26 protein-coding genes and 1 other annotated feature are annotated in these 25736 nt (G+C 29.6%); of the genes, 19 read left to right on the top strand and 7 right to left on the bottom strand.

Features of this window, described 5'->3' with window-relative positions:
• The first annotated feature begins 35 nt into the window (after positions 1-35).
• From mltG to greA, 6 genes are read left to right on the top strand one after another with little or no spacing between them, the layout of a single operon-like run.
• On the top strand, positions 36-1085 hold the full coding sequence (mltG, locus tag B5E92_RS00075) for an endolytic transglycosylase MltG (protein ID WP_087298372.1): 1050 nt from the start codon (positions 36-38) through the stop codon (positions 1083-1085).
• Position 1086: 1 nt separating this feature from the next.
• Entirely contained in the window at positions 1087-1683 is a 597-nt protein-coding gene (locus B5E92_RS00080) for an O-methyltransferase (protein ID WP_087298373.1), read from the top strand.
• Entirely contained in the window at positions 1683-2618 is a 936-nt protein-coding gene (locus B5E92_RS00085) for a peptidase U32 family protein (protein WP_087298374.1), read from the top strand. The genes B5E92_RS00080 and B5E92_RS00085 overlap by 1 nt, the downstream gene beginning before the upstream one ends.
• The gene (locus B5E92_RS00090) at positions 2602-3849 is read left to right on the top strand and encodes a U32 family peptidase (RefSeq protein ID WP_087298375.1); all 1248 of its coding nucleotides are present in this window, start codon (positions 2602-2604) and stop codon (positions 3847-3849) included. Before B5E92_RS00085 ends, B5E92_RS00090 begins: the two co-directional genes overlap by 17 nt.
• Positions 3846-4466 (top strand): uridine kinase, encoded by a 621-nt coding sequence (gene udk / locus B5E92_RS00095; RefSeq protein ID WP_087298376.1) that lies wholly within the window; start codon positions 3846-3848, stop codon positions 4464-4466. Before B5E92_RS00090 ends, udk begins: the two co-directional genes overlap by 4 nt.
• 56 nt (positions 4467-4522) lie before the next feature.
• Positions 4523-5008 (top strand): transcription elongation factor GreA, encoded by a 486-nt coding sequence (gene greA, locus B5E92_RS00100; RefSeq protein WP_087298377.1) that lies wholly within the window; start codon positions 4523-4525, stop codon positions 5006-5008.
• A 73-nt stretch (positions 5009-5081) separates the two neighbouring features.
• Here greA and B5E92_RS15760 read toward each other — a convergent pair whose 3' ends face one another.
• Positions 5082-5285 carry a hypothetical protein gene (locus B5E92_RS15760; protein ID WP_239406361.1) on the bottom strand — a complete coding sequence of 68 codons (204 nt, stop codon included), beginning with the start codon at positions 5283-5285 and terminating at the stop codon, positions 5082-5084.
• A gap of 204 nt (positions 5286-5489) precedes the next feature.
• Here B5E92_RS15760 and B5E92_RS00110 point away from each other — a divergent pair, with 204 nt between their 5' ends.
• On the top strand, positions 5490-6122 hold the full coding sequence (locus B5E92_RS00110; protein WP_087298379.1) for a DUF421 domain-containing protein: 633 nt from the start codon (positions 5490-5492) through the stop codon (positions 6120-6122).
• A gap of 19 nt (positions 6123-6141) precedes the next feature.
• On the opposite strand, the gene B5E92_RS00115 is transcribed toward B5E92_RS00110, so the two are convergent.
• From B5E92_RS00115 to B5E92_RS00130, 4 genes are all read right to left on the bottom strand, one after another.
• Complete coding sequence (locus B5E92_RS00115; RefSeq protein WP_087298380.1) at positions 6142-6936, bottom strand: ABC transporter ATP-binding protein; 795 nt, start codon at positions 6934-6936, stop codon at positions 6142-6144.
• Positions 6929-7861, bottom strand: coding sequence for an ABC transporter permease (locus tag B5E92_RS00120; protein ID WP_087298381.1), 933 nt, complete (start codon positions 7859-7861; stop codon positions 6929-6931). Before B5E92_RS00120 ends, B5E92_RS00115 begins: the two co-directional genes overlap by 8 nt.
• Before the next feature lie 10 nt (positions 7862-7871).
• Positions 7872-8870: an ABC transporter substrate-binding protein gene (locus B5E92_RS00125; protein WP_087298559.1), complete on the bottom strand. Its 999-nt coding sequence runs from the start codon at positions 8868-8870 to the stop codon at positions 7872-7874.
• Positions 8871-8921: 51 nt separating this feature from the next.
• Positions 8922-9149, bottom strand: a binding site (T-box leader).
• 156 nt (positions 9150-9305) lie between these two features.
• Positions 9306-10100 (bottom strand): ZIP family metal transporter, encoded by a 795-nt coding sequence (locus tag B5E92_RS00130; RefSeq protein ID WP_087298382.1) that lies wholly within the window; start codon positions 10098-10100, stop codon positions 9306-9308.
• Positions 10101-10206: 106 nt separating this feature from the next.
• On the opposite strand from B5E92_RS00130, the gene B5E92_RS00135 reads away from it, so the two are divergent.
• Positions 10207-10584 carry a metal-dependent transcriptional regulator gene (locus B5E92_RS00135; protein WP_087298383.1) on the top strand — a complete coding sequence of 126 codons (378 nt, stop codon included), beginning with the start codon at positions 10207-10209 and terminating at the stop codon, positions 10582-10584.
• An 80-nt stretch (positions 10585-10664) separates the two neighbouring features.
• Here B5E92_RS00135 and B5E92_RS00140 read toward each other — a convergent pair whose 3' ends face one another.
• On the bottom strand, positions 10665-11921 hold the full coding sequence (locus tag B5E92_RS00140; RefSeq protein WP_087298384.1) for a hypothetical protein: 1257 nt from the start codon (positions 11919-11921) through the stop codon (positions 10665-10667).
• 124 nt (positions 11922-12045) lie between these two features.
• Between B5E92_RS00140 and pnp the strand changes: the two genes are divergently transcribed.
• The 6 genes from pnp (at position 12046) to B5E92_RS00170 (ending at position 18785) form a co-directional block, all read left to right on the top strand.
• Positions 12046-14190, top strand: a complete 2145-nt coding sequence (pnp, locus tag B5E92_RS00145; RefSeq protein WP_087298385.1) for a polyribonucleotide nucleotidyltransferase — start codon at positions 12046-12048, stop codon at positions 14188-14190.
• Complete coding sequence (locus tag B5E92_RS00150) at positions 14190-14753, top strand: nucleoside triphosphate pyrophosphatase (protein WP_087298386.1); 564 nt, start codon at positions 14190-14192, stop codon at positions 14751-14753. Before pnp ends, B5E92_RS00150 begins: the two co-directional genes overlap by 1 nt.
• 65 nt (positions 14754-14818) lie before the next feature.
• Positions 14819-15934 carry a 6-phosphofructokinase gene (locus tag B5E92_RS00155; protein WP_087298387.1) on the top strand — a complete coding sequence of 372 codons (1116 nt, stop codon included), beginning with the start codon at positions 14819-14821 and terminating at the stop codon, positions 15932-15934.
• Positions 15935-16002: 68 nt separating this feature from the next.
• A complete protein-coding gene (locus tag B5E92_RS00160) occupies positions 16003-16434 on the top strand; it encodes an N-acetyltransferase (RefSeq protein ID WP_087298388.1) in 432 nt (143 codons plus the stop codon).
• A 331-nt stretch (positions 16435-16765) separates the two neighbouring features.
• Complete coding sequence (locus tag B5E92_RS00165; RefSeq protein WP_158095172.1) at positions 16766-18115, top strand: ABC transporter permease; 1350 nt, start codon at positions 16766-16768, stop codon at positions 18113-18115.
• Between the two features lies 1 nt (position 18116).
• A complete protein-coding gene (locus B5E92_RS00170) occupies positions 18117-18785 on the top strand; it encodes an ATP-binding cassette domain-containing protein (RefSeq protein ID WP_087298390.1) in 669 nt (222 codons plus the stop codon).
• Positions 18786-18809: 24 nt separating this feature from the next.
• Here B5E92_RS00170 and B5E92_RS00175 read toward each other — a convergent pair whose 3' ends face one another.
• Positions 18810-19685, bottom strand: coding sequence for a MurR/RpiR family transcriptional regulator (locus tag B5E92_RS00175; protein WP_087298391.1), 876 nt, complete (start codon positions 19683-19685; stop codon positions 18810-18812).
• Positions 19686-19944: 259 nt separating this feature from the next.
• On the opposite strand from B5E92_RS00175, the gene B5E92_RS00180 reads away from it, so the two are divergent.
• The 5 genes from B5E92_RS00180 to feoB all read left to right on the top strand — a co-directional run bounded on the left by B5E92_RS00180 (position 19945) and on the right by feoB (position 25735).
• Positions 19945-21345, top strand: a complete 1401-nt coding sequence (locus B5E92_RS00180) for a glycoside hydrolase family 1 protein (protein ID WP_087298392.1) — start codon at positions 19945-19947, stop codon at positions 21343-21345.
• Positions 21346-21513: 168 nt separating this feature from the next.
• Positions 21514-22926, top strand: a complete 1413-nt coding sequence (locus tag B5E92_RS00185) for a glycoside hydrolase family 1 protein (protein ID WP_087298393.1) — start codon at positions 21514-21516, stop codon at positions 22924-22926.
• Positions 22927-23066: 140 nt separating this feature from the next.
• A complete protein-coding gene (locus tag B5E92_RS00190) occupies positions 23067-23279 on the top strand; it encodes a FeoA family protein (protein WP_204215157.1) in 213 nt (70 codons plus the stop codon).
• A 38-nt stretch (positions 23280-23317) separates the two neighbouring features.
• Positions 23318-23536, top strand: a complete 219-nt coding sequence (locus tag B5E92_RS00195) for a ferrous iron transport protein A (protein ID WP_087298394.1) — start codon at positions 23318-23320, stop codon at positions 23534-23536.
• A gap of 15 nt (positions 23537-23551) precedes the next feature.
• Positions 23552-25735 (top strand): ferrous iron transport protein B, encoded by a 2184-nt coding sequence (gene feoB / locus B5E92_RS00200; protein WP_087298395.1) that lies wholly within the window; start codon positions 23552-23554, stop codon positions 25733-25735.
• Position 25736: the final 1 nt, after the last annotated feature.

Genomic DNA, 25736 nt, shown 5'->3' on the forward strand with positions numbered 1-25736 from the left:
AAAAATATCATATAATGTAAAAAATGGAGGCGTTTATGAAAAAAATACATAAAATCATTATTGGAATAATTGCTAGTGTTTTAATTTTGGTGCTAGTTTTAACATTTGTTTATTTTGATGGACAAGGTGCTGTTTCTTCAAAAGATGAGGAAGTAATTGTAGAAATATCAGGTTCAAATGCATCTGTTTTAGATCAGTTAGATAAAGCCGGTTTGATAAAAAATAAGACAGTAGCTAATATTTATTTAAAACTAAATAGTTATGATTTTATTGCAAATACATATGTTTTAAATAAAAATATGGATTTACCAAAAATATGTCAGGTCTTAGAAGGAGATAAAGATTATATATCTTCTGCTCGAGTAACAATTTTAGATGGTTATCGAATTACTGATTGTGCTACACAAGTTGGTGAAGCTCTAGAAGTTGATAGTAATGAAGTTTTAGCCAAATGGTCTGATAGTGAATATTTAAATTCATTAATAAAAAAATACTGGTTTTTAGATGAAAGTATTTTAAATCCCGATGTTATGTTTTCATTAGAAGGTTATTTTGCTCCTGAAACATATATTATTACTGCTAGTAATACTACAATTGAAGATGTTACTGAAATGATGTTAGATCAAACGGATAAAAATTTATCTAAATATAAAGATAAAATTGCTAGCTTTACAATAAATGGTAATCCAGTAACTATGCATCAGTTTTTAACATTTGCTTCAATAGTACAGTGCGAAGCTTCTGGCAATCAAGATGATCAAGAAAAAATTGCTGGCGTATTTATAAATCGATTAGAAAAACCAATGCGTCTTCAAAGTGATGTAACAGTAAATTACGCTAATCAAATTAAAACAGTTGCTGTTACTTATAAAGATTTAAATGTTGATTCAAAATATAATACATATTATTATGATGGTTTACCAGTTGGACCAATTAGCAATGTATCTAATCAGATTATTGAATCATGTTTAAATTATCAAGATTTCGAAGCAATGTTTTTCTTTGCTTTAGAAGATGGTACGGTAATTTATTCCAATACATATGATGAACATCTAAAAGTTGTAAGTGAAAATAAATGGTATTAAGATGAAAGAGTTAGTAGAATTAGAAAAAGAAGCGATAGAAAAAAATATTCCGATTATGCAAAAAGCGGGATTGGCCTTTATGGTCGATATATTTAAACAATATAATTGTAGCAATTGTTTAGAAATAGGTAGTGCTATTGGTTATTCAGCATTAATGTTAGTAATAAATATTGATGATTTTAAAGTAGAAACAATAGAACTAGATCAACAACGCTATTTAGAAGCTGTAAAAAATATTAATGATTATGGGATGAATGATAAAATTATTATTCATCATGATGATGCTTTAACATTAGATATAAATCAGCTTGTTTTAAAAAAATATGATTGTTTATTTATTGATGCTGCAAAAGCTCAATATCAAAAGTTTTTTGAAAAATATATGCCTTTAGTTAATGATAATGGTGTTTGTGTTGTCGATAATTTAGATTTTCACGGCATGGTTTTTGAGATAGATAAAATAAAGAATCGTAATACACGACAATTGGTAAAAAAAATAAAGCGTTTTAAAGAATGGATTTTTGATCATGAAGAATACGATGTTGAATATTATCATGTTGGTGATGGTATTTGTGTAATAAGAAAAAAGGTGAAGTAATGGAATTAGTATTAGCATTAAATAGTGATAAATTTTTATATGATTTTTTAAGTATTGGTGTTAAATATTTTGTTGTTGGAACAAAATATTTTTCATGTCGTCAAGCATTAAGTTTAGATTATCATCAATTAGCTAAGTTAAAAGAAAAATTAGGTGATAAAGAACTTTGGGTATTAGTCAATGCTTTGATAGAAGAAAGCAATTTAGACTTATTAGAAAAGCATTTAGCTAAATTAAATGAATTAAAAATAGATGGTATTTTATTTCAGGATTTTGCTGTTTTACAAATTTGTAAAGAACAAAATTATCATTTTAAAATGATCTATCATCCAGATACTTTAAATACCAATCAAGCAACATTAAATTATTTAGGATTACAAGGTATTGATGGTGCTTTTTTAGCGCGGGAAATTCCTTTAAATGAAAAACAAAAAATTGCTCAAGAAACAAATATCAAAACAGTAGTTCAAATTCATGGTGTTGAATATATGGCTTATTCTAAACGTAAGCTGTTAACAAATTATTTCAAAGAAATAGGACATGAAAATCAAGTATCAATTGATGATGAAATTACCATTAAGGCTAATGGAGTAGATTATCAATGTCATATATATGAAGATCAATATGGCTGTCATATTTTATCTAAGCAGCAAATGTGCTGTTTAGATATAATGAGTAGTATGAGTGATTTTGATTATTTATATATCGAATCTTTATACGTTGATGATTTAAAATTAGTAGAAATTGTAAACTTATATCAAGATGCAATTGATAGTTGTCAAAAACAACATTTTGGAAAAGTATCTCATGATTTAATGGCACAATTAAAAAAATTAACACCAGAAGTTGAATATTATCATAGTTTTATGTTTGATAATACTGTTTATAAAATTGATGATGTAAGAAAGCGAGAAGAAAATGAGAAATGTAAGTAAGATAATTGATGGTAAAAGGGTAATTGTAAAAAAACCTGAATTATTAGCGCCTGCTGGAAATTTAGAGAAATTAAAAGTAGCTATTAAATACGGTGCTGATGCTGTTTTTGTAGGTGGAAAAGAGTTTTCATTGCGTTCTAGTGCATCAAATTTTAGTTTAGAAGATATTAAAGAGGCAGTTACGTTTGCAAAAAAATATAATGCTGCTATTCATGTAACATGTAATATTATCTTACATCAAGATAATTTAGATGGAATCGAACAATATTTAAAAACATTAGATGAAATAGGGGTTCAGGCAATTATTGTTGCTGATCCATATATAATGAGTATTGCTAAGAAACTAAATTTAAATTTAGAAGTTCACGTTTCCACACAGTTATCAACGTTAAATAGTAAAGCAATTAAGTTTTATCAAAATTTAGGGATGGATCGCGTGGTTTTAGGACGTGAAGTATGTTATCAGGATTTAAAAACAATTTTAGATAAAACTGATATTGATATTGAATATTTTATTCATGGTGCTATGTGTATTCATTATTCAGGACGTTGTATGTTATCTAATTATTTTTCAAGACGTGATGCCAATCGTGGTGGTTGTTCGCAGTCTTGTCGCTGGTATTATGATTTATTTATAAAAGATAAACAAGTAAATGATAATGGTGTGATTCCATTTAGTATGTCAAGTAAAGATATGGCTTTGATCAATCACATTCCAGAATTGATAGAATTAGGAGTAAATTCATTTAAAATTGAAGGGCGAATGAAATCATTGCATTATATTGCAACAGTTGTTTCAACTTATCGTAAGTTAATAGATGATTATTGTAAAGACCCTGATAATTTTGTAATGAGTGATAAATATTATCAAGAATTATTAAAAGCGGCTAATCGAGCTTTATGTACTGGATTTTTTGATAATCAGGCTGATAATAATAAACAGATTTATAATCAGCGCGATGAACACCCAACACAAGAATTTTGTGCTCGTGTTATTGGCTATGATGAGTCAAATCAGATGGCTATTATTGAACAGCGTAATTACTTTAAACTAGGTGATCAAATTGAATTTTTCAGTCCTAGTCATGAAAATGTAATTGTGCCAGTAGAAAAAATTATTAATGAAGAAAACGAAGAAGTTAGTGTTGCTAATCATCCAATGGAAATACTTAAATTACCTGTTTGCTATAAATTAAAAGTTGATGATATGGGAAGAAGGATAACAAAGTGAAAAAACCGATAATAATTGGTATTGCTGGTGGTAGTGCATCTGGTAAAAGTTCGATTGCTAATGAAATCTATGAATATTTTAAGCATGAACATACTATAAAAATAATTCGTTTGGATGATTATTATAAAGATCAGTCACATTTAACAATGGAACAACGGGTTAAAACTAATTATGATCATCCACTTGCCTTTGATATGGATTTATTAGTTAAGCATCTTGATTTATTGAAATCTAATCAAAGTATCGAAAAACCAATTTATGATTTTACTGTTCATAATCGCAGTTTACAAGTTGAAGTTATTAATCCTCGCGATGTGTTTATTCTAGAAGGGTTATTTGTATTAAATGAAGTACAGATTAGAGAACGATGTGATATTTTAATTTATGTCGATACCGATGCTGATATTCGTTTTATTAGACGTTTAAAACGTGATATGCAAGAAAGAGGAAGAAGTTTAGAGTCAGTTTGTAACCAATATCTACAAACAGTTAGACCAATGCATGAACAATTTGTAGAGCCTTCTAAAAAGTATGCGCATATCATTATACCTGAAGGTAGTAGTAATCAGGTAGCTGTTGACTTATTGATTACAAAAATTTCTTCGATTGTCTCATAAGTTAGACTAGATATTTATATGGAATTATGCTATATTATTGACTACGAGGTGATATTATGGAACGCGAAAAAGTTTTGTTGACCCAAAGCGGTGTAGAAAAATTAGAACAAGAAAAAAATAACTTGATTAATGTCGAAAGACCTAAAGTTATTGAAGAATTACAATTAGCAAGATCTCAAGGTGACTTATCAGAAAATGCTGATTATGATGCAGCAAGAGAAAGACAAGCTCATTTGGAAGCAAGAATCAAAGAAATTGATTATATGCTTCAGCATGCTGAAATTATTTCTGAAGATCAGATGGATTTAAAAGTAGTAAAACCTGGTACTACAGTAACTATTTTAGATTTATCTGAAGATGATGCGGAACCTGAAAGTTATAAAATTGTTGGTTATACAGAAACTGATCCATTAAATGGTAAAATTTCTAATGAATCACCATTAGCTAAAGCTGTTTTAGGACATGGTGTTAATGAAATTGTTACAGTTGGGGTTGCTGAACCATATGATGTAAGAATTCTAAATATTGAATTTAAAAACTAAATTTCAAATAAAAGTAGAAATATTTAATAACTGAGTTTATTATCTATTTCTACTTTTTTAATAATTTTTTTAACTAATTATCTATTTTTCTTTGATAGTAATTTAAAATTATTACTGTTGTAATTAAAACAAATGGTCTGGAAATAATATTTAAAATATTAATATCATCAATATTGACCATTAAAGCAACAAGGGCAAAAATAAGACCACATAATAGACTGTGATAGATAGCATTTTTTTTAAAAGTTTTTACAATTAAAAAACCCCAAACAATCATTAATAATCCGGCTATTAAATTTATAATAAGATGATAAATAAAATTAGGGATGTGTATAAAACTTATTATTCCGGCAAGGATTATACTAATGAATATAAAACTAATAAGTATAAATAAGGCAAATTTCAAATATATTTTAAAATATGATTTCATATTTTCCCTCCCTTTTTATCTTATTATATTATATTGAAGGAATGATAAAATATGAGTATCTTAGAAGTGTTTTTATTTAGTTTAGGGATTTATATCTATTTAACAATCATTTTAAGATTTTTTGGAAAAAAAGAATTTAGTCAATTAAATGTTTTTGATTTTGTAGTTTTTTTAATTATTGCAGAAATAATGATTAATACACTAGGAGATAGTGATTTTACTTTTATTCATGGTATTGTAGCAACAATGACCTTGATTCTTTTAGATCGTTGTGTATCGATAATAACGATGAAGTCAAAACGGCTTAGAGATATTTTTGAAGGAAAACCTACATATATTATTTTTAAGGGAAAACTTGATCAAAAAAAGATGAAAGAACAAAGGTATACTGTAAATGATCTAACCCATCATTTACGAGTAAACGATATTGATAGTATTTCTAAAGTTGAATTTGCATTGTTGGAAACCAATGGTTCTTTATCAGTTATTTGTAAAGACCAATGTGTTGTTGAATTACCAGATGCCTTAATTTGCGATGGGGTAGTAGACTATGATAATTTAAAATTACTTAATCGAGATACCAACTGGCTGCTTGCCCAATTAAAAAAACAAGGCATTGATAAAATTGAAGACGTATTTTGCTGTATTCCTGAAAAGGGGAAATTATTTGTTATAAAAAAATAGAACTGTAATTTTAACAGTTCTATCCTAATAACATTCTATCATTAGCAAACTCTTCACCGCTTGCAGCTTCAAATTTATGAAGTAAGTCTTCAACAGTAAGCTTTCTTTTTTCTTCACCACTAACATCATAAATGATATGACCATTATACATCATAATTAAACGATTACCAACGTCAATTGCATCTTTCATATTGTGGGTTACCATCATTGCTGTTAGATGCTGATTAAGAATGATATCGTTAGTTAATTTTAATACTTTTGCTGATGTCGCAGGATCTAAAGCGGCTGTATGTTCATCTAATAATAATAATTTTGGTTTTTGTAAAGTAGCCATTAATAATGTTACTGCTTGTCTTTGACCACCAGAAAGCAGTCCCATTTTTGTTGTTAGGCGATCTTCTAGACCTAAATTTAACGATTTTACTAATTCGTAATATTCCTGTTTTTCACTTTTAGTTACACCCCAGGCTAAACCACGTTTTTGACCACGACGTTTAGCAAGAGCAAGATTTTCTAAAATTTGCATGTCACCAGCTGTTCCTAACATTGGATCTTGGAATAAACGACCAATTTTTTTAGCTCTTTGATATTCAGGTTGTAAAGAAATATCTTCACCATCAAGAGTAATAATACCGCAATCTAAAGGATATAATCCAGAAATCATATTTAATAAAGTTGATTTACCAGCACCATTACCACCAATGATAGTTACAAAATCACCTTCATTTAAAACCAGATTAATATCATGCAAAACTTTTTTTTCATTAACTGTTCCTAGATTAAAAGTTTTACTTACATTTGTTAATTTAAGCATCTTGATTAATCTCCTTTCCAGTTAATTTTTTATACATCGATATTTGTTTTCGTTTATTTAACATAATTGGTATTGTTAAAGCGATACCTACTAAAATAGCAGTTAATAGTTTTAAATCATCAGTATTTAATCCCATTTGTAAAACTAAAGCAACAATAATACGATAAATAATTGAACCAATGATTATTGAAGTTAGTCTCAAAGCAAAATTGCCTTTTTTACTAGAAATAACTACTTCACCAATAACAATTGATGCTAATGCAATAACGATTGCTCCTGTTCCAACACGAACATCTGTTGCTTGACCATAAAGGGCATATAAAGCACCAGATAATCCAACTAAACCATTACTAATAGTTAATCCTAGTAATTTCATGGTATCAGTGTTGATACCTAAAGATCTTGCCATTTGTTCATTGTTTCCAGTAGCTCTAATTGCTGAACCAAGTTCAGTACCAAAGAACCAGTATAATAAAGCAATAAATATAATTACAAAAATTAATGAAATTACCAAAGCGATATAATATCTATTAATATCTAAACTAACTGATAAATCAGCGAATAAAGTATTAGCTGTAGTTAATGGTAAATTAGCACGGCCACCCATAATTCTTAAGTTTATCGAATAAAGACCGATTTGTGTTAAGATACCAGCTAAAATAGCTGGAATTTTACATTTAGTATGCAAAATTCCGGTTATTGCTCCAGCTAAAAAACCAGCTAGAATTGAAATTAATAATGCTAATAATGGATGAATACCGTTTAAAACACAAACTGCACAAACAGCACCACCAGTTGTAAAACTACCATCAACGGTCAAATCTGCAATATCCAATAAACGAAATGTTATATATACGCCAAGAGCTAAAAATCCCCAAATTAATCCTAAATCAACAGCTCCTAAAAATGTATAGAATAAACCCATTTTTTAACTCCTATTCTTCAATAAATGTTGCTTCTGGATAATCTTCTTTGTTAATTGTAATATCACATTTTTGAGCAACTTTTAAATTAATTACCATTGTACAATCTTTAGCATCTAATTGAACAATTGGTGTATTTGCAGCAGTTTTTTCACCTTTTAAGATTGCTAAAGCCTGTTTACCAGCTTCGCGACCTAAATTTTCATAATTAATACCATATGTTGCAAGACCACCATTGTTAGTCATTCCTTCTTCTCCAACAATACAAGGAATTTTAGCTTGTGAAGTGATAGCTTCAACACTGCTCATATAAGTTGCTAAAGTATTATCAGTAGGAATATATACAACATCATTTTCATCACTGACAATTTGATTAGTAACAGCTTGAATATCATTTGAATCAGTTACTGTATAAACTTCATAATCTAAATTATGATCTTTTGCTGCTTCTTGAGCAATTTCACCTTGGACAATTGAATTGTCTTCACTACCACAGTACATAATAGCAACTTTTTTTGCATCTGGTAATAATTTAGTTAATAGGTCAAACTGCTCATTAATAGGTGTTAAATCACTAGCACCAGTAACATTACCACCAGGTTCATCATTGCTTTTAACTAAGTCAGTACTTTCATAATCAGTAATGGCACAACCAACAATTGGGATTTCAGTTGTTGCAGCAGCTGCTGATTGTAATGCCGGTGTAGCTATTGCATAAATTAAATCATTGCCGTCATTAACTAATTTATCAGCGATAGTTGGACAGTTTGCAGCATCCCCAGCGACCTGGTAGTCGATATTGTCTTCATCAACGCCAGCTTCAACTAAAACGTCTTTAAACCCTTCATAAGAAGCATCCAATGCATCGTGTTGCATTAATTGAACAACTCCGATTTTTACTTCTGATAAATCTTTTACTTCACCAGTGCTGCCACCACTATCTCCAGTACCGCAGCCAGTAATACTAGCACACATTGCTATAGCTAACAAACCACTAAATAATTTTTTCATAAAAAACTCTCCCTTCGTTTCTTTCAATTCTTTAAACAAAAAAAGTCCTCCTAAGAGGACGACAAAGTCGTGGTACCACCCCAAATTTGCTATTAATTCGCATTAATAACCTTAGTAAGTATGAAACTTGTTTGTGATAACGGTCAACAACCGGTAACTGCCTACATATCAGCAATCCAACTCCATGATGAATTCAATATGTCTTAACGTATTGTTTTCACCAACCACAATATCTCTGATGTCTAAGCCATATTTACTAGTTCACTTCAATGTCTTTGTCTAAATAATTGTTTAAAAAAATAATACGGTATTGAAACGTTTTTGTCAATATGTAAAAATTTTTTAATCCTTACAGCATTTATTAACTATAAGTAATTATTTAAAAAGAGAAAGAATCGAAATGATAAGACATAACAATTATTTCTCTTTTAAATATTATGATAATAAAATATCTAAAGACATCATAATTACAAAGCCAATCATGAAGCTTATTGTCCCTAAATCAATACCCTCAGTTGCATTTGCTTCAGGAATAAGTTCTTCGATACAAACAAAAAACATAGCTCCAGCAGCAAAAGATAATATAAAAGGTAGTGTAACATTAGTAATGCTAGCAAAAATAAAGCCTATTAAAGCAGCTGGGACTTCAACTAGAGCAGAAAATTGGCCATACATCATGGCTTGAAAACGACTTTTTCCACATTGTAACATCGGCAAAGCAATTGCAGTACCTTCAGGGAAGTTTTGAATACCAATTCCAATTGCTAAAATTATAGCGCTTAAATAATTACCATTAGCAGCTCCAGCAAAAGCTACGCCAACCGCCAACCCTTCAGGTATATTATGCAAAGTCATAGCTAACATCAATAATTTATTTTTAGAAAAACGACTAGGATTGATACCTTCCTGGACATGAGACATCATATGTTCATGAGGTAATAGTTTATCAAAGGTCATTAAAAGTAAGACCCCACAGATAAAGCCAGCAGGAATCATTAATAATGCGATTTTGCCACTATTTTCTAATTGCTCTTTAGCAGGAAGAAGCAAAGAAAAAAAGGAGGCAGCAATCATTATTCCAGCTGAACTGCCTAAAGCGACACAAATTAATTTTTTATTGGCGCTTTTAACAAAGTAAACCAATGAAGCTCCAAAAAAAGTCATCAACCAATTAAATGTAGCTACTAAAAAAACAATAGTAATTGGATTTAATGATAATAAAAATTTCATTATTTCACCTCAATTATTTTTATGCTTTTCTAATTGCTCTTTATGGGCACAGTATTGAGAAAATAACCGTTTTATGCTATTATAATTCCATTAGGGGTGGTATTAAATGGAAGAAATGACAATTGCGATGCAAAATTATTTAGAGTTAATTTATGAGCTTTCATTAGACGGGAAAAAGGCTCGGGTTAGTGATATCGCTAAAAGATTAGGGGTATCTAAACCAAGTGTTAATAATGCGGTTGTTGTTTTATCTAAAAATGGCTATGTTAACTATGAGAAATATTCTGATATAAAATTGACACCTAAAGGGATTGAAATGGCTGAATTTTTTTCTAATAAACATCAGACTATTAAAAAGTTATTTATAGAGGTTTTAAATATTGATGAGGAAATTGCTGATAAAGATGCTTGTTTGATTGAACATGTAATTTCAGATGAAAGTATTAAAGCAATGCAGGCATATTTAAAAAATAGGGATGAATAATATTTAAAAGAATCTTTTGTAGCAAAAAAATCGGATAAAACAAAAGGCAAAGAATTGATCTTTGCCTTTTAACTGTTATCTTAATAACCAAAATTAATGTACTCTTCAGTAGTAATAATTAAAATAGCTTTGCTAGTTACAACATTTTTCTTACGATCAAATGTTTCTAATGGAGTGTATTCAACTTTATCACGGCGTTGTACATCTTCATCGTAAACATAATCAGCTTGTCTAAAGAAAATACCATCTTGATCATGACGAGAAATAGTTCCAATACCACGTTCTTTATTGTAATGAACAACAGTACCTTCAACTCTTTCAACATATTTATCAAGATTATTCATAACTTTTTCATATAATTCATCGTATAAATATTCAGAATTTTGATCTTTATATTTATCACCATAATCACCAACAGGTGTATAGTCACGATTATTTTCTTGACAAAGTTTAGTTAAGAAAATATCAACGATTTCTATTAACATAGGATCATTTGTTCTTTGAGTAGCTTCCATTAATCTTTGATAAATTCCTAAATGATTAATAGAATATCCATTTTCAAAGAATTCATAAAGTAAATAAGCATTTGCTTCTTTGATATTACCAGTTTTAGAATATGTTTTATATAAAACTTCATAGAAATTGACACTGCGGATATGATTATGTAAAGATAAGAAAATCTTTTTAGCTTCATCATATTGTTCTAAATCAACTAAAGAACAAGCTCTTTGATAATTGATCCATTGTAAAGTGTTAAAATGCCATTTAATAGGTAATGCTAAAGCATTATTTGCTGTTTCAACACATTCTCTTGCACGTTTTGCTTCATATAAAGCTTTAACTTTTAAACGATAGTAACGTTCTTTTTTAGATTCAAATTCTTTACCTTCATCATTAGTAAAAGGTTTGTCATCTAATAGGTTTGGATCAAGTAAATTAAGAACTTCGATTAATTTATCAGGATCATTTGGTTTTACTCTTTGTAAGTATTTAATTGCTCTGTTAACAGCAGGTTCCATTGGCGAATAACGTTCTTGTTTACATACTGCTAAAATGTCATCTAAAATACTAAAGAATAGATTTTCATTTTCCTGGATTTTTTCATCATCAATATTAATATACTTATTGTAAAGAGCATATCCATATTGATTTAAGTATCCTCTTAAATTTGGACATTGTGACATGAAAGTTTTACCGACTTCAATAGCTTCTTCATTATTATCACTTTTCTTTAACAGCTTAATATAATCATTGGCTTGGAAATCATTAAAAGAAGTAGGATCCTCCTTAAACTTTTCATTGTATACTTCTAAACTTTTTAATTCATTTTCATTCATAAACTCACCTCTGATTACTATTATAACATCTTTTTATTCTCTTTTGCAGTAGTTAAGGTAAGAAATTGTTTTGAAAAGAAATTTTTTATGTTATAATGGCTAAGATAATAGATGAGGTGAAAGAATGAATAAACAAGTGTTTAGTATGGATTTTTATGGTAAAAATCTAAGTGTTGAAGTGGGAGAGTTAGCTAAACAGGCTAATGGTGCTGTATTAGTTAGATATAATGATACAGTTATTTTATCAACTGTTGTTGCTGGAAAAGAACCAAAAGATGTTGATTTTTTTCCATTAACAGTTACATATGAAGAAAAATTATATTCCGTTGGTAAAATTCCAGGCGGATTTTTAAAACGTGAAGGGCGACCAAGTGAACATGGAACATTAACTGCTCGAATGATCGATCGTCCTATCAGACCATTATTTGCTGATGGTTTTAGAAATGAAGTTCAAAGTATTAATACTGTTTTATCAGTAGATCAAGATGCTACTCCTGAAATGACAGCAATGTTAGGTGCTTCTTTAGCATTATGTATTTCTGATATTCCTTTTAATGGACCAATTGCTGGGGTTAATGTTGGTTTAGTAGATGGTGAATTTATTGTTAATGGTTCACCAGAACAATTAGAAAGATCATTAATTAACTTGGAAGTAGCTGGAACTAAAGATGCTATTAACATGGTAGAAGCTGATGCTAAAGAAGTCAGTGAAGAAGTAATGCTAGAAGCATTATTATTTGGACATGAAAAAATTAAAGAATTAATCGCTTTCCAAGAAAAAGTTATTGAAGCATGCGGTAAAGAAAAAATCGATGTACCACTATTTGAATTAGATGAAAATTTAGTGGCTGAAGTAAGTGAGCGTGCTAAAGAAGAAATGGTCGCTGCTGTTTCAATTCCAGGTAAATTAGAACGATATGACGCTATTGATAAATTAATAGCACAAGTCAATGAGGAATATGATAATAAAGAATATGAAAGTGATGAAGTAAAAGCTAATGTAATGAAACAAGTAGATATCATCTTACATGATTTAGAAAAAGATGAAGTACGTCGTTTGATTACTGAAGATAAAGTTAGACCAGATGGTCGTAAATTAAATGAAATTAGACCATTAGATTCACAAATTGATTTATTGCCACGTGTTCATGGATCAGCTTTATTTACTCGTGGTGAAACTCAAGTATTGTCAGTTACTACATTAGGGGCAATCGGTGAACATCAAAAAATTGATGGTTTAGGGTTAGAAGATCAAAAACGTTTTATGCATCACTATAATTTCCCACCATATTCAGTTGGGGAAACAGGTAGAATGGGTGCGCCTGGACGTCGTGAAATTGGACATGGAGCTTTAGGTGAAAGAGCTTTAGCTCAAGTAATTCCAAGCGAAGATGAATTCCCATATACTATTCGTGTTGTATCAGAAGTGTTAGAATCTAACGGTTCATCATCACAAGCTTCAATTTGTGCTTCTTCAATGTCATTAATGGCAGCAGGGGTACCAATTAAAGCACCTGTTGCTGGTGTAGCAATGGGACTTGTAAAAAAAGGCGATGATTATACAATTTTAACTGATATTCAAGGAATGGAAGATCACCTTGGAGATATGGATTTTAAAGTTGCTGGAACTGATAAAGGAATCTGTGCGTTACAGATGGATATAAAAATTGATGGTATTACTAAAGAAATTCTTCAAGAAGCTTTAGCACAAGCTAAAGAAGCTAGAAAAGAAATTATGGCTAATATGATGGCAACTATTAGTGAGCCACGTGCTGAATTATCACCATATGCACCTAAAGTTAAAATGATTAAAATTGATCCTGATCAAATTAAATCAGTTATTGGTCAAGGTGGAAAAACTATTAATGAAATTATTGATCAATCAGATGGTGTTAAAATTGATATTGAACAAGATGGAACAGTTGTTATTTATCATCATAACCAGGAAGCAATTGATAAAGCAGTATCATTAATTGAAAAGATTGTTAAAAAGGCTCAAGTTGGCGAAGTGTATGATGGAAAAGCAGTTAGAGTTGAAGATAATTATGCGTTTATTAATTTATTCGAAGGAACTGATGCTTTCTTACATATTTCTGATTACGCTTATGAAAGAACTAAAAAAATGGGTGATGTTATCAAAGTTGGGGATATTGTCAAAGTTAAAGTTACTAAAGTTGATGATAAAGGTAAAGTTAATGTTTCTAGAAAGGCGCTTTTACCAAAGCCTTTGAAAAAAGAAACAAAAGCTGATGCACCAAAATCTGAATAATGAGACAGATTGTTTTAGCTAGCAGTTCACCAAGAAGAAAAGAGCTGCTAGAATTACATCATATCGACTTTATAGTTGATTATCAGGAAATAGAGGAAGTGTTAGATATGTCTTTAACACTTCCTTTACGTTTAGAAAAATTAGCTTATCAAAAGGCTTTACCAATCTCATTAAAATATCCTCAAGACGTTATTATTGGCAGTGATACAATGGTTTGTTTAGATGAAAAGATGCTAGGAAAGGCTAAAAATTATCAAGAAGCTTTTGACATGCTCCGTTTCTTATCTGGAAAAATTCAAACTGTTTATTCAGCTGTTGCAATAATCGATCAAAACCAAGTGACAACTTTTCATGACGCTACTAAAGTAAAATTTAAAGACTTAACTGATGAAGAAATTAAACAATATTTATCGTTAAATGAATGGCAGGGAAAAGCAGGGGCTTATGCAATTCAAGGTGAAGGAAAAAGATTAGTTGAAACAATAGACGGTGATTTAGAAACAGTAATCGGTTTGCCGGTCAATAAATTAATTAAATATTTAAAAAATAATGAAATTTTGTAAACGTTAACATTTTTGTTGAGTTTTAATTCGAAAAATCTTATAATAGAACTCATGGAGGGATATATATGGCAGATATAAAAAGAATCGCATTATTATCTGGAGGTGGAGACTGTCCAGGTTTAAATGCTGTTATTAGAGCAGTAACAAAAGCAGCAATTAACGAATATGGTTATGAAGTAATTGGATATGTTTATGGTTACCGTGGTCTTTATAACAATGATTACATAGAATTAACAGTAGACAAGGTTGAAAATATTTACAAAGAAGGAGGAACTATTTTATATAGTTCAAACAAAGATAACTTATTCGACTATTTAGTAGATGATGGTAAAGGTGGAAAAGTTAGAAAAGACGTTTCAGATGTAGGTGTTGAAAACTTAAAAAAAGCTGGAGTAGATGTATTAGTTGTTTTAGGTGGTGACGGTACTTTAACAAGTGCTCGTGATTTTTCAAGAAAAGGTGTTAACGTAATTGGAATTCCAAAAACAATGGATAACGATTTACCAGCAACTGATTTAACTTATGGTTTTATTAGTGCATTATCTGTAGGTACTGAATTTATTGATCGTTTAAATACGACTGCAAAATCTCATCATCGTATAATTTGTTGCGAATTGATGGGACGTGATGCAGGATGGATTGCATTATATGCTGGTATGGCTGGAAATGCTTCTTGTATTTTGATTCCTGAAATACCATTTACAATTGAAAACATTGTAAAACACGTAGAAAAACGTGATAAAGAAGGTTATCCTTATACAGTAATTGCTGTTGCAGAAGGGGCAAAATACGCTGATGGAACAAAAGTAATTGGTAAAATTGTAGAAGATAGTCCTGATCCAGTACGTTATTCAGGATTAGCTGCAAAAGTGGCAGATGACTTAGAAAAAGCAATTAAAAACCATGAAGTACGTTCTGTAAATCCAGGACATATTATTCGTGGTGGTGATATCCAAGCATACGATCGAATTTTATCAATTCGTTTTGGGGTAAAAGCTCTTGAATTAATTAAAGATGGTAAATTTGGTAACGTTGTTACTTTAAAAGGTGAAGAAATGACTTATACTTCATTAGAAGAAGTAATTGGTGATGCTAAATTTGGTAAACAAAAACATGTTGACCCTAATGGTGAATTAGTAAAAGCAGCAAAAGCAATTGGTATTTGTTTTGGAGACGAATAATGAAGATAAATGCGTGATAGGATCTTAGATTCTATCACCTTTTTAATTTACGTATAGGAGAATATATTTTGATTAGAAAGCTACAAGGAAAAGATATTGATATAGTTATGGAAATCTGGTTAACTGCTAATATTGAAGCTCATCAATTTATTTCACCACATTATTGGTATAATAGTTTTAAACTGGTAAAAGAAATGATCGTCCAGGCAGAAGTATATGTTTATGAAATAAATAACAATATTTATGGATTTATTGGGTTAATCAATGATTATATAGCAGGAATTTTTGTTTGTAATCAAAAACAATCTATGGGTATTGGTAAACAGCTATTAGATTATGTAAAAGAAATAAAACAACAATTAAAATTGAATGTGTATCAAAAAAATACTAAAGCTGTAAATTTTTATCAAAGAGAAAATTTTAAAATTCGAAATTCAAGTACAGATACTGATACAGGTGAAAAAGAGTACACGATGATTTGGAAAAATATAATTTTTTAAATAATTAGTATTTTAAAATTAAAATTGACCATAATATAAATGAGGTGATTTTAATGAAACCTAAAAAACAAACTAATAACGATAATGCAAAAGATCAATTAGGTGATGATCAAATAGTTGTATCAGGTAAAAAACAACATTATTAATGTTGATAAATCAGAATGATATTTAATCAAAGTGACATCAATAAAGCTAGGATAAAACTATAAATATCCTAGCTTTTATTTTTTTTCGATAATATTTATAAAATGGGATGTTTCCTATTTTTTTACATAATTGTATGATTTTATTTTCGATATTAGTCCTTATATTTATGATAGGAGGATGTAATATGGTTAAAAATGCTTTGTTAAGTTTTAAAAAGAATATTGGCAAAACTGTATTATTACTTTTGGTAATAATTATATTAGTGAATTTATTGATTTGTGCTTTAGCAATCCGACAAACTAGTAATAGTTTGGTTGAACAAATATATGCAAATTCCAATAATGAAGTTACATTGATGCCAAATAATGATAGTCAAACTGCTAGCCAGATTACAATTGATATGGCCAATCAATTAAGTAATTTTCAATATGTAAAGAATTATAATTATAATATTGCAACTGAATCTAATAGTAGTCAAATAAATCCGATTAGAATTGATATAAATGATGACAATCAAAATAATAATCAATTTATCATTAGTGCTAACTCCTCAATGGCTAATTTAAACGATTTTACTAATAATATTAATGAATTAATTGAAGGGCGTTTGTTAACTAATGATGATGCTGGAACTAATAATTGTGTAATTGAAACGACTTTAGCCAATAATAATAACCTAAATCTTAACGATACATTTACGATATACTCATCTAATAATCAATCAACATCAGTAGAATTAAAAGTAGTAGGTATTTATGAAATAAAAAATTATCGAACTTTAAATCAGGCAAAACAAAGTGATTTGCTTAATACAATTTATACTGATTTATCAATAGGACAAACACTAACAAATAATGATGATTTAACTTTAGCTGTTTATTATTTAGATGATTTAAAAAATGTTGATAAATTTATGAATTTAGCTAATAAACAAAGTAATATTGATTTTAATAACTTTTCGCTAGAAACCAATTTACTTACATATCAACGAGATATCACAAATTTTCAAAAAATGGAGACTACAGCAACTGTATTTATAATAATTATAATAATTATTGGAGCAATTATTTTAGGAGTTATATTGTTATCATTATTAAAAAAGCATTACAATGAAATCGAAATATTTTTATCTTTAGGCCAAAGTAAAATAAAAATTATTTTACAACAATTTTTAAATATTGCCATGATAGCAGTCGTGGCGTTGATTATATGTTTATCAACAGGAAGAATACTAAATAATACAATAATAAATTCTTTAAATACAACTACTAATAATGAGCAAATTATAATTGTAGTACCAAATATTGTTAATGAAAACGATGAAAATAATATTGATACATATGATAAAAATACTATTATTACCAGTTCATTTCAATGTATAGATGGTCTTGATTTTAATGTTTCACTAGATATAAATTCAATAACTATTTTAATAATATCAACAGGAATAATTTGTTTATTATCAATGATCATATCGGCAATTTATGTTGGTAAGATTTCACCAGGTGATATCTTGATAAAAAGGAAGTATTAATATGGAAAATGTTTTAGAATTTAAAAATGTTACTTATACATATCAAAATTATAAAAATCAATATGTATCTTTAAAAAATACAAGTTATTCATTTGATAAAGGCAAAATATATGGTGTTGTAGGTTCTGATGATAGTGGCAAGATTGCTACGGTAATATTAGCTGCTGGTTTAGATAAACCTGCTAATGGAAAAGTTATTTATAAAGGTAATGATGTAACTAAAATTGGTTTAAGTAAATATCGAAGAAATGACTCAGCAATTATTTTTAAATCTAGTAATTTAATATATTATTTAAATGCTTATGAAAATATATTAGCCACTTTAAAGATTGCAAAGATAAAAGTAAGTAATAAAAAGAAATATTGTTTAAATATCTTAGAAAAATTAGGCTTGTCGAAAAAACAATGTTTTGAAAGTGTTGATAATTTACCTGTTAATTTGCAACAACGAGTTGCCCTTGCAAGAGCAATAGTAAAAAATACCGATTTAATCTTGGCAGATGAACCCACAGGTAATCTCGATGAAAAAGATTCACAGGAATTTTTAGATGATCTAATTACTTTAGCTCATCAAGGTCGTTGTGTAATAGTTTCAACATGTTCACCATCTTTAGCTGCAAAGTGTGATGTTCAACTAAGAATACAAAATGGTCAAATTATTGAAATATAAAAAGAATGAATTTAAAATAACAATTCATTCTTTTTCATTAATAGGACTTTTATAAGGATGACGATGATCACTGTTTTTATCATTATTTAGTTTTTCATTTATATACTGGTCATAATGCAGCTTAAATAAACATGAAAAAATTACATCTAATATATATGAAATTGATGTTTTAGAAGCGTAGGGAGCTATTTTTGAAAAAATTTTTTCTCGAGAACCGGTATTAATTATAAAATCACTATATTTAGATAGACGATTATCACCAACAGAAGTGATTGCAATAACTGGAATATGCTGTCTTTTTAAATTTTTAGCAATACTTACTAACTCGTTAGTTTCACCAGAATACGAAATAATAATGGCTACGTCTTGTTTAGTACATGTATATGATAAAAATCCCTGTTCACCAGCGTTACTACGAATCTCAACCATTTTATTGATGCGCATCATTTTGTGTTGGAAATCTAAACCGGCTAGTAACGAGTTTCCAAAGCCGAAAAGATAAATCCGTTTAGCTTGTTCTATTTTAGCGATTATTTTATCTAAGTTATCAAATTCAATCAGACTTAAAGTATCTTGTAAAGCTTCTTGATGTAAGCGAGCTATATTATTAGCAATCAAGCGACTGTTATCATCTTTTGTAAATGGAAAATTGACATCGATACGACTTTTATTATCATATTGCAACTCAGCTGAATATTTGATTTTGAAATCCTGGAAGCCATCTAAGCCTAATTTTTGACATAAACGAACAATTGTAGCTGGTGAAGTATATGTTTCTTTAGCCAATTCTTTAATAGAAAGATTTAAAACATTTTCACCATTATCGAGAATATATTTTGCAATATTTTTTTCTGAGTTAGAGAAATTAAGTTCAAATTCTAATTGTGTCATTATACTCATTTTAATCACCGATAAAATTATATCATGAAAGAAAGTTTCATAAAAGAATTGTTTTATATTTTAAAAATGAAACTATTTAAAGTTATTTTTTTATAATATTTTCATGAAGTTTGTAAGAAGAAAATTTTAAAATGGAAATAAGTTTCTTAAAATATTGCTAATTGGATAAAAAAATGAAAATTAATTAGAAAAGTGTTCCATAATATTGGCAAAATAAAAAAAATCTTTATAATGGTGGTGAATTTCAAGGAGGAACTATATGACAATAAAATTACCAAAAGATTTTTTCTTTGGTGCAGCAATGTCTGGACCACAAACTGAAGGAAGTTATAACGTTGGCGGAAGACTTCGCTCATATTGGGATATGTATTCTGATCAAGAAATCAATGCCTTTTTTAACAATGTTGGTTCTTATGTAGGAAATGATATGTATCACAAATATGAAGAAGATATCAAATTGTTAAAAAGTATGAATTTCAAATCTTTCCGTACTTCAATGCAATGGACAAGATTATTAGATCAAGATGGAAATATTAATCCAGAAGGTGCTGCCTGGTATCATAAATTAATTGATTGTGCTCATGAAAATGGTATCGAAATCTTCATGAACATGTATCATTTTGATATGCCTGAATATTTAGTTAAACGTGGTGGTTGGCAAAATCGTGAAGTTGTTGAAGCTTATGCAAATTTTGTAAAGAAAGCAATGGAAGAATTTGGTCATAAAATTAAATACTGGTTTACTTTTAATGAACCAATCGTTGAACCAGAACAACAATTTTTACATGGGGTATGGTATCCATATGTAAAAGATTTTAAACAATCAATCAATGTTCAATATAATATAACTTTAGCTCACTGTTTAGCGGTTATGAATTTTAGACAATTAAAAGAAGAAGGAAAATTAATGGCGGATGCTAAGATTGGTATGATCAACTGTTTTGCTCCACCATATACAAAAGAAAATCCAACTCCAGAAGATTTAGAAGCAGTTAGGATGACTGATGGATTACACAATCGCTGGTGGTTAGATGTTGTTGCTCATGGACATTTACCAGAAGATGTATTAGATACAGTTGAAAATGATTGGAAAATAAAAATTAATCGTCGTGTTGGTGATGAAGCAATTTTAGCACAAGGTAAAGTTGATTGGTTAGGATTTAACTATTATCAACCTACTAGAGTACAAGCTCCTGATTCTAAATTTGATGAAAATGGATTACCTTGTATTGCAAAACCATATATCTGGCCAGAAAGAAAAATGAATGTACACCGTGGATGGGAAATTTATCCAAAAGGAATTTATGATTTTGGTATGAAAATCAAAAAAGAATGTCCTGATTTACCTTTCTTTATTTCTGAAAATGGAATGGGTGTTGAAGGTGAAGAAAAATTCATGGATGAAAATGGTGTGATCCAAGATGATTATCGTATTGAATTTGTAAGAGATCATTTAGAATGGATTGCAAAATCTATTGAAGATGGTGCAAATTGTTTAGGATATCATTATTGGGGAGCTATTGATAACTGGTCTTGGTGTAATGCATTTAAAAACCGTTATGGATTTGTTCGCGTATGCTTAGATGATGGTTATAAACGTAAAGAAAAGAAATCAGCTTCTTGGATTAGAGAAGTAGCAAGAACTAATGAATTTGAATAAGATTTCCATTTTGGGAATCTTTTTATTTTTGTAAAAATGAAAATAAGTTTCATAATATTAAATAAATATAGACTAATTGTGAAACGTTATTATAATTTGTTTTAATCATGTTTACTCTTTTTTTTATTTTTTATAAAATAAATAATAGGTAATAAGGAGGAAGTAAACGTGGAAAGAAAATTACCAGATAATTTTTATTGGGGTGGTTCAGTTTCAAGTTTTCAAACTGAAGGTGCTCGTAATGAAGGTGGCAAGGGAGTTTGTGTATACGACGTTAGACCAATGAATCCAGAATTTTCAGATTGGTCAGTTGCTATCGACGAATATCATCGTTATGATGAAGATATTGCTTTAATGAAAGATATGGGATTTAATTTTTATCGTTTTTCAATTTGCTGGTCAAGAATAATCCCTAATGGAACATTAGATGAACCAGTTAATGAAGAAGGGGTAAAATTCTATAATGAGTTAATTGACAAATTATTGGCTGCAGGAATTGAACCAATGATTACTTTAGTTCATTTTGATATGCCTTATCATTTAGTTAAAGAATATAATGGTTTTGCTTCAAGATATGTTGTTGATTGTTTTGAAAGATATGCTAAAGTTTGTATTGAAAGATTTGGTGATCGTGTAAAACACTGGATGTCATTTAATGAACAAAATTTACATGCAATGATGTTACGTGTTTCAAATGCTGAAGAAATTCCTGAAGGTGTTGATCCAGCTAAACATTTATATCAAGTAAACCATAATGTATTTATTGCTCATTGTAAAGCAGTTAGAGCATTAAGAAATATGCAACCTGATGCTAAATTCTGTGGTATGAGTGCAGTAACTAATATCTATCCATATTCAAATACACCAAAAAATAATTTATTTGCTTGGCAAGCATATCAATATATGAATGGTTTCCATACTGATGTATTCTCAAAAGGAAAATATCCTGATTATATGGTAGCTTACTTAACAAATCGTGGTTGGATGCCTAAATTTGAAGAAGAAGATGAAGAATTATTAAAATATACTGTTGATTATATCGCATTTAGTTATTATCGTTCAAATACAATTACTGAAGGTGAATTTGATTATAAACGTCCATACCATGAAGTAGTTGGTGAACATGTTGTTAAAAATCCTCATTGTGAAGCAAATGAATGGGGTTGGGAAATTGATCCTCAAGGATTAAGATGGACAATGAACGATTTATATAATCGTAGTGGTTTACCAGTATTCATTCTTGAAAACGGTATTGGTTGGCGTGAAGATATGACTCAAGAAGAAGTAGATGCTATGCTTGCAGCTGGTAAAACAATTGAAGATGATTATCGTATTAATTATCATAGAGATCATATTAAAGAAATGAAAAATGCAATCTTTGAAGAAGGAGTAGAATGCTTAGGTTATATTACATGGGGACCAATTGATATTTTAGCAAGTATGTGTAATATGGATAAACGATATGGTTTTGTTTATGTAAATAGAACTAATAAAGATTTAAGAGATTTAAAACGCATTCCTAAAAAATCATATCAATGGGTTAAAAAAGCATTTGAATCTAATGGTGAAGATTTAGACTAAGAGGATAATCCTCTTAGTTTTTTTACTTTTATAGTTAGATTTATTTAACTTTTTCGTGGTAAAGTATTGACATTTAAGTTAGGTGAGTATAACATATAGTTTAGTTAGACGGAGCTAACATGAAAAGTGAGGAAGTGAGAATGATGCCTTTAACAATGGTAAATGTCGGTGAAGTTAATAAAATTCGTAAAATTGGTGGAAACGAAGAAACAAGACGATTTTTAGAAAATTTAGGTTTTGTCGCTGGCAGTGAAGTGACGGTTTTATCGACAATTGGTGGCAATGTAATTGTTAATATTAAAGATTCAAGGATTGCAATTAACCAGGATATGGCCCGCCATATTATGGTATAGGTATTATTTGAATTTTTTGATAGGAAGGAGAGGTTGCGATGAATTTAAGTGAAGCAAAAGTTGGAAGTACTGTTACTGTTACTAAAATAGATGGGGATAGTGCATATAAGCGTAGAATCATGGATATGGGAATTACCAAAGGAACTGCACTATACATTAGAAAAGTTGCTCCTTTAGGTGATCCAGTTGAGATTACTGTTAGAGGATATGAATTATCAGTAAGAAAACATGATGCTCAATGTGTGCAAGTAAAATAGGGGAGGTATGTAAATATGAGTATTAAAATTGCTCTTGCTGGTAACCCTAATTGTGGTAAAACAACGATGTTTAATGCTCTTACTGGAGCAAATCAATACGTTGGAAACTGGCCTGGGGTTACTGTAGAGAAAAAAGAAGGAAGATTAAAAGGAAAGAGAAAAAACGAAGACATTATTATTACAGACTTACCAGGGATTTATTCTCTTTCGCCATATACACTAGAAGAAGTTGTTAGTCGTGATTATATTTTAAAGGAAAATCCTGATGTGATCATTGATTTAGTTGATGCAACGAATATTGAAAGAAATCTATATTTAACAACTCAATTAATTGAAACCGGTGTTCCGGTAGTAATTGCGTTAAATATGGCTGATTTATTAGAAAAAAGAAATATCAAAATCGATACTAAAAGACTTTCAATGCTATTGAATTGTCCTATTATTGAAACATCAGCCTTAAAACAAACTGGTTTAGATGCACTAGTTGATGAAGCTGTTAAAGTTGCCAATAAAAAAGAAGTTTCGTTACCAAAAGATATTTTTTCTAATGAATTAGAAAAAGCAATTGGTGAAGTTGAAACAAGATTACCATCTTCTATTAGTGATGATAAAAAAAGATGGTATGCAATTAAGTTATTAGAAAATGATAGCAAAGTTGTTGAAAGTTTATCAATTACTCATAGTGATACAACAGCAATTGATCAGTTACGTGAAAATATTGAAAATAAACAAGATGATGATATGGAAAGTATTGTTACAGATGAACGTTATCAATTTATTCAAAAAATAATTTCTACTACTGTTAAAAAAAGTGGCAATAAATTAACTATTTCTGATAAAATTGATAAAATCGTAACTAACCGTATTTTAGGTATTCCAATCTTTATTGTGGTAATGTTTGTTGTATATTATATTTCAGTTACTACAATTGGAACTTATGTCACAGATTGGACCAATGACGTCTTTGTTGTTGCTATTCAAGATGCAGTTGGGGGATTTTTATCTAGCATTGGAACTGGCGATGTAGTTCAAGGACTGGTTGTAGATGGAATTATTGGTGGTTTAGGAGCAGTTCTTGGTTTTGTACCACAGATGGCAATTTTATTTTTATTCCTATCAATCTTAGAAGATTGTGGTTATATGGTTCGTATCGCATTTGTTATGGACCGTGTGTTTAGACATTTTGGTTTATCGGGAAAAAGTTTTATTCCTCTGTTGATTTCTTCAGGATGCGGAATCCCAGGTATTATGGCTTCTAAAACAATTGAACAAGATAATGATCGTCGTTTAACGATTATGACAGCAACATTTATTCCTTGTGGTGCTAAACTTCCTGTTATTGCTCTAATGGGTGGTGTTATCGCTGGTGAAGTTGCGGGATATACTGAAAGCTCAATTATTGCACCATTGATGTATTTTATGGGAATTGTTGCGGTTTTAGTAGCGGCAATTATTTTAAAGAAAACTAAACCATTCTCTGGTAAGCCAGCTCCATTTGTTATGGAATTACCACAATACCATATTCCTTCTGCCAAAACTGTTTTATTACATGTTTGGGAAAGATTAAAAGGATTCATTATTAAAGCCGGAACAATTTTATTCTTAGCTTGCGTTGTAATGTGGTTTTTAGGTGGATTTGGTTTTGTTGATGGTTCATTTGGCATGGTTGAAGAAAGCAGTGATAGTTTATTAGCTCTTATCGGTGGATTTGTAGCTCCAATTTTTGCTCCACTTGGATTTGGAAACTGGCAAGCAGTAGCTGCAGCGCTTTCTGGATTTACAGCAAAAGAAGCAATCGTTTCAACAATGGGAGTTTTAGCTAATGTTGCAGGTGATGTTGAAGATGCCGTTAACGTTGCTCAAGGTGTAGCTGCCTGGTTCCCAACTAGTTTAGCAGCATTTTCATTCTTAGTTTTTAACTTATTAGATTCACCATGTTTGGCAGCTATTGCAACAATGGCTCAACAAATGCAATCAAGAAAATGGTTCTGGTTTGCGATTATTTTCCAAAATGTCTTTGCATATGTCGTATGCTTATGTATTTATCAAATTGGCACATTTATCATTTATGGAACATTTGGATTATGGACAGCAATTGCCTTTGTTTTATTAGCGATTATATTATTCTTGTTATTTAGACCTGATCCATATAAAGATACTAAAGTTTATTCAAGACGTTCAGTACAGGTAAATTCATAAT

This window comes from Erysipelatoclostridium sp. An15, assembly GCF_002160675.1.
GTDB lineage: Bacteria > Bacillota_I > Bacilli_A > Erysipelotrichales > Coprobacillaceae > Thomasclavelia > Thomasclavelia merdavium.

Bases quoted from the DNA above. Each gene is read 5' to 3' on its own strand.
- pnp (WP_087298385.1), top strand. From the start codon at position 12,046: ATGAATAAACAAGTGTTTAGTATGGATTTTTATGGTAAAAATCTAAGT.
- B5E92_RS00140 (WP_087298384.1), bottom strand. From the start codon at position 11,921: ATGAATGAAAATGAATTAAAAAGTTTAGAAGTATACAATGAAAAGTTT.
- B5E92_RS00170 (WP_087298390.1), top strand. From the start codon at position 18,117: ATGGAAAATGTTTTAGAATTTAAAAATGTTACTTATACATATCAAAAT.
- B5E92_RS00085 (WP_087298374.1), top strand. From the start codon at position 1,683: ATGGAATTAGTATTAGCATTAAATAGTGATAAATTTTTATATGATTTT.
- B5E92_RS00110 (WP_087298379.1), top strand. From the start codon at position 5,490: ATGAGTATCTTAGAAGTGTTTTTATTTAGTTTAGGGATTTATATCTAT.
- B5E92_RS00130 (WP_087298382.1), bottom strand. From the start codon at position 10,100: ATGAAATTTTTATTATCATTAAATCCAATTACTATTGTTTTTTTAGTA.
- B5E92_RS15760 (WP_239406361.1), bottom strand. From the start codon at position 5,285: ATGATTGTTTGGGGTTTTTTAATTGTAAAAACTTTTAAAAAAAATGCT.
- B5E92_RS00090 (WP_087298375.1), top strand. From the start codon at position 2,602: ATGAGAAATGTAAGTAAGATAATTGATGGTAAAAGGGTAATTGTAAAA.
- B5E92_RS00150 (WP_087298386.1), top strand. From the start codon at position 14,190: ATGAGACAGATTGTTTTAGCTAGCAGTTCACCAAGAAGAAAAGAGCTG.
- mltG (WP_087298372.1), top strand. From the start codon at position 36: ATGAAAAAAATACATAAAATCATTATTGGAATAATTGCTAGTGTTTTA.
- B5E92_RS00165 (WP_158095172.1), top strand. From the start codon at position 16,766: ATGGTTAAAAATGCTTTGTTAAGTTTTAAAAAGAATATTGGCAAAACT.
- feoB (WP_087298395.1), top strand. From the start codon at position 23,552: ATGAGTATTAAAATTGCTCTTGCTGGTAACCCTAATTGTGGTAAAACA.
- B5E92_RS00155 (WP_087298387.1), top strand. From the start codon at position 14,819: ATGGCAGATATAAAAAGAATCGCATTATTATCTGGAGGTGGAGACTGT.
- B5E92_RS00080 (WP_087298373.1), top strand. From the start codon at position 1,087: ATGAAAGAGTTAGTAGAATTAGAAAAAGAAGCGATAGAAAAAAATATT.
- B5E92_RS00180 (WP_087298392.1), top strand. From the start codon at position 19,945: ATGACAATAAAATTACCAAAAGATTTTTTCTTTGGTGCAGCAATGTCT.
- B5E92_RS00135 (WP_087298383.1), top strand. From the start codon at position 10,207: ATGGAAGAAATGACAATTGCGATGCAAAATTATTTAGAGTTAATTTAT.
- B5E92_RS00190 (WP_204215157.1), top strand. From the start codon at position 23,067: ATGATGCCTTTAACAATGGTAAATGTCGGTGAAGTTAATAAAATTCGT.
- B5E92_RS00175 (WP_087298391.1), bottom strand. From the start codon at position 19,685: ATGAGTATAATGACACAATTAGAATTTGAACTTAATTTCTCTAACTCA.
- B5E92_RS00115 (WP_087298380.1), bottom strand. From the start codon at position 6,936: ATGCTTAAATTAACAAATGTAAGTAAAACTTTTAATCTAGGAACAGTT.
- B5E92_RS00125 (WP_087298559.1), bottom strand. From the start codon at position 8,870: ATGAAAAAATTATTTAGTGGTTTGTTAGCTATAGCAATGTGTGCTAGT.
- greA (WP_087298377.1), top strand. From the start codon at position 4,523: ATGGAACGCGAAAAAGTTTTGTTGACCCAAAGCGGTGTAGAAAAATTA.
- B5E92_RS00195 (WP_087298394.1), top strand. From the start codon at position 23,318: ATGAATTTAAGTGAAGCAAAAGTTGGAAGTACTGTTACTGTTACTAAA.
- B5E92_RS00120 (WP_087298381.1), bottom strand. From the start codon at position 7,861: ATGGGTTTATTCTATACATTTTTAGGAGCTGTTGATTTAGGATTAATT.